Consider the following 6,091-nt stretch of genomic DNA (forward strand, 5'->3'; position numbering starts at 1 on the left):
GCGCGCCGCACGGGCGGCGGACGTCATGCGGCGTCGAGCGTATCCATCACGAAGCGCACGCGCGCCTTCACGCTCACGCGCGGCAACTCGATCAGCCGATAGCCATACGACGTATAGCAATCGACCATCGCGTCATAGGTCCGCACCGCCTCCGCGAAATCCTGCCGGCGCTCGGTGTCCTGCGCATAGATGTCGGGCCACGGCGGCGCAATGAACACGCGCCGGTGATAGCGGAAACGCCGCGCCGCAGCTTCCGCGTGCGCGGGCACCGCCAACCCGGTCAGCGTCAGATAGCCGATCACGTCCGGCACGCCGCGGTCGAAGAACACCGGCCCGCGCGCCTGCCGCGCGAGATGGTAGGACCGCATATCCCAGCTCAGCATCAGCTCGGCGAACGCTGCCGGGTCGCGCCACGGCAGCGCCGGGCCGTCGACGGCCATCTGGTCGCGGATCACGCCGCGCCCGGCCTCCTGCGAGCGCGCGAACCCGGCGCGCTCGAGCGCATCGAGCAACGTGCTCTTGCCCGAACCCGGGCCGCCCGTCACGACGAAGAAGCGGCCGGTCGAGTCGTCGACCGCTTCGTCGTCGCGATCGGCGGCGCTCGGCGCATTGCCCGACGCGGTGGCGCCCGGCGCGGCGGCGCCCGACGCGAATTCACGCATGCGCGACCCGCCGGCCCGCGCGCCGCGTGACCGACGCCGCGGCCGCGACGCTGCGCAAGTCGGCGACGAAGGTGTCGCGCCAGACCGACAGGTCGTTCTCGCGCAGCCGCGCGAGATTCTCCTCGTGACGCGCCTGGCGCTCCGCGAGCGGCATCGACAGCGCGCGCTCGAGCGCCTCGGCCATCTGCGACAGGTCGTACGGATTGACGAGCAGCGCGCCGGTCAGCTCGGCCGCCGCGCCCGCGAACTCCGACAGCACGAGCACGCCCGGATCGGCCGGATCCTGCGACGCGACGTATTCCTTCGCGACGAGATTCATCCCGTCGCGCAGCGGCGTCACGTAGCCGACCTGCGACATCCGGAAGAACGCCATCAGCAGATTGCGCTCGTACTTGCGGTTCAGGTACTGGATCGGCGTCCAGTCGAGCTGCGAGAAGCGGCCGTTGATGCGGCCGGCCTCGCCTTCGAGCGTTTCGCGGATGTGCTGATAGGTCTGCACGTCGGAACGCGTTGGCGGCGCGATCTGCAGGAGCGACACGCGCCCCTGCCAGCCCGGCGCATTTGCGAGCATCCGCTCGAACGACTGGAAGCGCTCGACGAGCCCCTTCGAGTAATCGAGACGGTCGACGCTCATCACCAGCTTGCGGTCGCCCAGCGCCTCGCGCAGCATCTTCACCGGCTTGCGCGTGCCGTACTGGACGGCCGCCTGCGCGATCGCGTCCGGATGCACGCCGATCGGATAGGCCGCGACCTTCACGACGCGGCCATGCGCGTGCAGCATCCCGTCGTCGCTCGCCGCGCCGATGCCGCGCCGCTCGATGTAGTCGGTGAAGGCCTGCTTGTCGGCCTCGGTCTGGAAACCCGCGACGTCGTACGCGCACATGAACTTCACGAGTTCCTCGTGCGGCGGCACGAGGCGCAGCATGTCGGGCGACGGAAACGGGATATGCAGGAAGAAGCCGATCGGGTTCTTCACGCCGAGTTCGCGCAGACAGTGCGCGAACGGCAGCAGGTGGTAGTCGTGTACCCAGATCAGGTCGTCCGGCCGCAGCAGCGCGGCGAGCTGCTTCGCGAGCATCGCGTTCACGCGCAGGTAACCGGCGTACTCCTGCCGATCGAAACGCGCGAGATCGCCGCGGTAATGGAACACCGGCCACAGCGTCGCGTTCGAGAAGCCGCGGTAGTACTGGTCGTAGTCGCGCCGGGTCAGGCCGACCGTCGCATACGTCACGTTGCCGTCCCGCTGGATCGCGGGTTCGGCATCCGGCGCACCGACGATCTCGCCGTTCCAGCCGAACCAGACGCCGCCCGTTTCCTTCAGCGCGTCCATCACGCCGACGGCCAGGCCGCCCGCGCTCGGGCGCGTGTCCTCGCCGGCGGCGACACGATTCGATACCACGATCAATCTGCTCATGCGACTTCCCCTCCTCGATTCGATTGGCTGGCGCGCAACGCACGCCGAAGCAGGCGCGGCGGCCCGAAGGCGGCCGCGCGGCGACTCAGTTCCGAGAATTGCAATGAAATACGGCGGTGGAATGCGGCGACGACCGTATCAAGCGTCCTGCTCCTGACCGAGGTCGCGTTGATAGTCGAGCCCTTCCGGGCGAGCACCACCCTGGTTGTGATCGCCGTCCGACGGCGTCTCGTCCGGCGCGCCCGCAGGCGGCGCCGATGGCGCGTCGGTCCGCGGACGCGGGCGGTCTTCCGAATGGCCGGCCGCCGCGTCATGCGGCCGGTGTGACAACCGTTTCGAACGGCGCATGGCTGGGTGTCTCATTTGCGGCGCGGCTCGAGGCCGTCGTAGAAACATTCCATAGCAAAACAGTCTAGGTCGCGTCAGCGCGGCCGATGGTAACAATTGCCTTCAATTTGTAACGTTTCGACCCTTCGGCGAACATCTATCCGACAATAACGCCGCCCGCGCGCACGCGGCCTGCCGCGCGGGGATTTGTCAAAGCTTTGCAGTTTTCCCATGACAATTGCGAAACAATGACGCGGCATCAGGCGTGCACGCGTCGCCGCTCACCCAGACAGGACTTGCACTCAGGGATGAACATTCGTTTCGAATCGCCGCGCCGGGCCACGCCGGCGCGCGTCGTGCTGGCCGCGATCGCCACGGCCGCACTGCTGTCCGGCTGCAATTCGTTGTACAGCGAAGGCGCGACGGCCGGCGCCGGTATCGCGGGCGCCGCGATCGCCTCCAAGGTCACCAACAATGCCGCCGTCGCGACGGGCATCGGCCTCGGCGCCGTCGCCGGCGCGCGGGCCGGCGTCCAGTACACGCAACGCGTCGCGCACCGCTACACGCAGGAGCAGATCGCGAAGGCGGCCGGCCCGCTCGACGTCGGCGGCGTCGCGCCGTGGTCGACGCACCATTCGTTCCCGATCGAGGACGACGAGCAGGGCCGCGTGACGGTCAGCCGTATGATCAGCGTCGGTCCGCTCGACTGCAAGGAAATCGTGTTCGCGGTCGACACGCCGGCGAAGGCCGACAAGGCCGCGCAATCGGCGTTCTACGTCGCCACCATCTGCCGCGACGGGCCCGTGTGGAAATGGGCGTCGGCCGAACCGGCGACCGAACGCTGGGGCGCGCTGCAATGAGCGTCGCGATTCGTATCGCGGCGATCGGTGCGCTGTGCGCGGCGACGGTCGCGCTGTCGGGCTGCGGGTCGGTCGGCGCGGCGAGCGGCGCGCTGGCCGGTGCGGCGACGGGCCTCGTCACTGCGAACCCGGCGGTCGGCGTCGGTGTCGGGATCGCCGTGCAGGCCGCGACCGACGAAGCTGTCAACCGCACGATGAAGCAGCTCCATCAGAACCAGCAGGACGCGATCGCGAAGACGGCCGGCAGTCTCGCCGTCGGCGAAGTGAAGCCGTGGAAGGTGAAGAACACGCTGCCGCTCGAAAACGGCGAAGGCGAGGTGCGGGTCACGCGCGCGTACTCGTCGGCGCTCGCGCTGTGCAAGGAATTCGCGTTCTCGGTGAAGGACGGCGACAAGGCCGACTGGTATTTCGCGAATGCGTGCCAGCAAGGCACGCACTGGAAGTGGGCGTCGGCGGAACCGGCCGTCGATCGGTGGGGGAATTTGCAGTAACGGGGGCGATGCGCCACGCGTCTTACGCGGCGCCCGTGTCGTTCTGCCCACTTTCGAGCTGCCGTGGTTACAGACGCGTGCGAAGCTGCGCCACCCGTTCCTTGATCTTCGCGGACAACGCATCGTCCGGATCGTAAGTCAGGCACCGCTCCAGATCGGCGATCGACGCCTTGATGTCACCCAGCGTCTCGTACGCCCGCGCGCGATTGAAATAGACGAAAGGCTGGTCGGGATTGAGCTTCAGCGCCCGATCGAAGTAATCGAGCGACTTCTGATACGCGCCGCCCTCGAGGTAAATGGTCGCGAGCGTGCAATACGCCGACGGGTCCGTATAGCCCAGCTCGATGGCCCGGTTCAGATCGTTCAGCGCGAGATCGGTCTTCTTGATCATCGCGAAGGTCGTGCCGCGATCGGCATACGTCGCCGCATCGTCCGGCGCCACCTTCAGGATGTCGCCGTACAACCCGAGCGCGTCCTCGATGCGGCCCTGCGACACGAATCCGCGTGCCCGCATGCGCATCGGTGAAAAATCGGGGTTCTTGTCGGTCATTCAATTCAACTCCAAAAACTTCGCACTTGCATTATCCGCTTCGCTGTCCGGAAACCGTCCCGGCTCAGCGCCTGGCCCTCGCGATCAAGCCTTTCAGATAGGTCTCCAGCACACTGAACTTGACGATCGACGCATTCCGCCATGCTGGATGCTGACTCGCCGCAGCCCTCACAGCTTCCGGCACATCCTCACGCAGCCACAGCTCCGGGACATGCAATCTGGCGCCCACTTCACCGTCCATGTCCTCAAGGACCATGTGTCCGCGCGACGGATACTCGTTCAACGCACCGGCCTGCGCTCTCACGAACAGGAGGGCACGGTCGCCGGCTTGTAGTGCCACGTTGCCCCAAGTCGGCGGACCGCCGTTAAACACGATTTCCGCCCCGAGATGATCCGGCGTGATGCCCTTTCCGCTGGAATAGACGCACTCGACCCTCGCCCGAAAAACATGCGGACTCGGCGAATCGATGACGGACACGAGCACCAGATCGTACGATTCCGCTGCTACGGTATAGAGACCCTTTTTCTCACTCATAGAATCTGATGTCACGGCTTCCAGGGTGTTCCGACTTTCTCGAGTTCGGGCATGTAATACTGCAATTTTCCGGTCGTTTCCGGAATCGGGATACCCAGGCGACCGGGGAACGTCGCACAGTTATAGTTGTTTTCCGGCCATGCGCCGCCGGACTTGGGCGGCCATTGATACCGAATGTCGTCCATGGGCCCGCGCGCCACCAGTTCCTCGTGTGCCGCCAGAATTGATTCGTACTGTGCCAATGCGGCGGGCATTCAATGCGTGGTAACGGGGAAGACGGCGGGAGAAGTGAACGAAACGTCGCCGTCGATGCGTGAAGCCGGGCGCGGCATTCTCGGTGAACGCCCCATCCGCCGCGCCCCCGGCAGGGGCACGATCCGACCATCAGGTGATCCATGACCCGGCGCCCGTTGCGACCGCCGGGGTCGGGCCGCAGGCCCTTGGCTCGCTGCGGCCGAATCCAGCCACAGCGAGCATCGGGACGATTCCGGCGGGATGCGCCGGAATCACCCCGACCGCATCAGGACTCGACGTCCTCGAGGCTGAAGATTTCGGTCTGGTCGTTGTACGAGAAGATCTCCCCGTAACGGCCCCAGTCGATCACCGCGTCGAGCGTTTCCTCGGCCGCACCGTCCGACAGGAAATCCTCGAGCTCCTGCTCGAAGCGCACGCGCGGTGCGCGGTGGCCCGGACGCTCGTTCAGCACCTTCTTGATCCGCGCGGCGAGCGGCACGTGCTTCAGCAGGTGATCCGCGAACATCAGCTTGCGCTCCTGCGTGCCGAATTCCGCGAACACACGCCCCGGCGGCGTCAGGAACACGTCGCCTTCGCGCACGTCCGCGAAGCCGAGGTACTGCAGCACTTCCGCGATCGGGAACAGGTCGTCGACCTCCAGGTGCAGCGTGCGCGCGATTTCCGGCATGTCCGCGCGGCCGTGGTACGGCGCCATCGCGAGCGTCTCGATCAGGCCGGCCATCAGGTTGGTCGACACCTGCGGCAGCCAGCTGCCGAGCTCGAGCCCCTTCTTCGTTGCTTCGCCGGTCTGGCGTGCGGTCATCTTCGCGTAGATGTCGTCGACCAGCTTGCGGAACGCCGGGTCCAGACGATTGCGCGGGTGCTTGAACGGCACCTTGATCTCGGCGATCACGCGGCCCGGGTTCGACGACAGCACGAGGATCCGGTCGCACATGAACACCGCTTCCTCGATGTTGTGCGTGACGATCAGCACCGACTTGATCGGCATGCGGCCCTG

The 6,091-nt window shown here is 66.6% G+C and carries 9 protein-coding genes; 2 read left to right on the forward strand and 7 right to left on the reverse strand.

Annotation, left to right across the window (positions count from 1 at the left end; genetic code table 11):
- Positions 1-23 precede the first annotated feature (23 nt).
- From WS96_RS15235 to WS96_RS34515, 3 genes are all read right to left on the reverse strand, one after another.
- Positions 24-662: an AAA family ATPase gene (locus WS96_RS15235; RefSeq protein WP_082720263.1), complete on the reverse strand. Its 639-nt coding sequence runs from the start codon at positions 660-662 to the stop codon at positions 24-26.
- Positions 655-2,076 (reverse strand): alpha,alpha-trehalose-phosphate synthase (UDP-forming), encoded by a 1,422-nt coding sequence (otsA, locus tag WS96_RS15240; RefSeq protein ID WP_034208082.1) that lies wholly within the window; start codon positions 2,074-2,076, stop codon positions 655-657. The genes WS96_RS15235 and otsA overlap by 8 nt, the downstream gene beginning before the upstream one ends.
- 138 nt (positions 2,077-2,214) lie before the next feature.
- The gene (locus tag WS96_RS34515) at positions 2,215-2,424 is read right to left on the reverse strand and encodes a hypothetical protein (protein ID WP_082720264.1); all 210 of its coding nucleotides are present in this window, start codon (positions 2,422-2,424) and stop codon (positions 2,215-2,217) included.
- 287 nt (positions 2,425-2,711) lie between these two features.
- Here WS96_RS34515 and WS96_RS15245 point away from each other — a divergent pair, with 287 nt between their 5' ends.
- Both WS96_RS15245 and WS96_RS15250 read left to right on the forward strand, forming a co-directional pair.
- Positions 2,712-3,263 (forward strand): hypothetical protein, encoded by a 552-nt coding sequence (locus WS96_RS15245; protein ID WP_059499103.1) that lies wholly within the window; start codon positions 2,712-2,714, stop codon positions 3,261-3,263.
- On the forward strand, positions 3,260-3,754 hold the full coding sequence (locus WS96_RS15250) for a hypothetical protein (protein WP_050017462.1): 495 nt from the start codon (positions 3,260-3,262) through the stop codon (positions 3,752-3,754). The genes WS96_RS15245 and WS96_RS15250 overlap by 4 nt, the downstream gene beginning before the upstream one ends.
- Before the next feature lie 67 nt (positions 3,755-3,821).
- Here the strand turns inward: WS96_RS15250 and WS96_RS15255 are convergent, their stop codons facing one another.
- From WS96_RS15255 to WS96_RS15265, 4 genes are all read right to left on the reverse strand, one after another.
- Positions 3,822-4,304 carry a tetratricopeptide repeat protein gene (locus tag WS96_RS15255; protein ID WP_059833485.1) on the reverse strand — a complete coding sequence of 161 codons (483 nt, stop codon included), beginning with the start codon at positions 4,302-4,304 and terminating at the stop codon, positions 3,822-3,824.
- 64 nt (positions 4,305-4,368) lie between these two features.
- Positions 4,369-4,839 carry a hypothetical protein gene (locus WS96_RS15260; protein ID WP_059833486.1) on the reverse strand — a complete coding sequence of 157 codons (471 nt, stop codon included), beginning with the start codon at positions 4,837-4,839 and terminating at the stop codon, positions 4,369-4,371.
- Positions 4,840-4,850: 11 nt separating this feature from the next.
- Positions 4,851-5,093, reverse strand: a complete 243-nt coding sequence (locus tag WS96_RS33675; protein ID WP_156443637.1) for a hypothetical protein — start codon at positions 5,091-5,093, stop codon at positions 4,851-4,853.
- 266 nt (positions 5,094-5,359) lie between these two features.
- Positions 5,360-6,091, reverse strand: a 732-nt coding sequence (locus WS96_RS15265; protein ID WP_179949944.1) for an ABC transporter ATP-binding protein, incomplete at its 5' end; no start/stop codon positions are given.

The sequence above is a fragment of the Burkholderia sp. MSMB1835 genome (genome assembly GCF_001526365.1).
GTDB lineage: Bacteria > Pseudomonadota > Gammaproteobacteria > Burkholderiales > Burkholderiaceae > Burkholderia.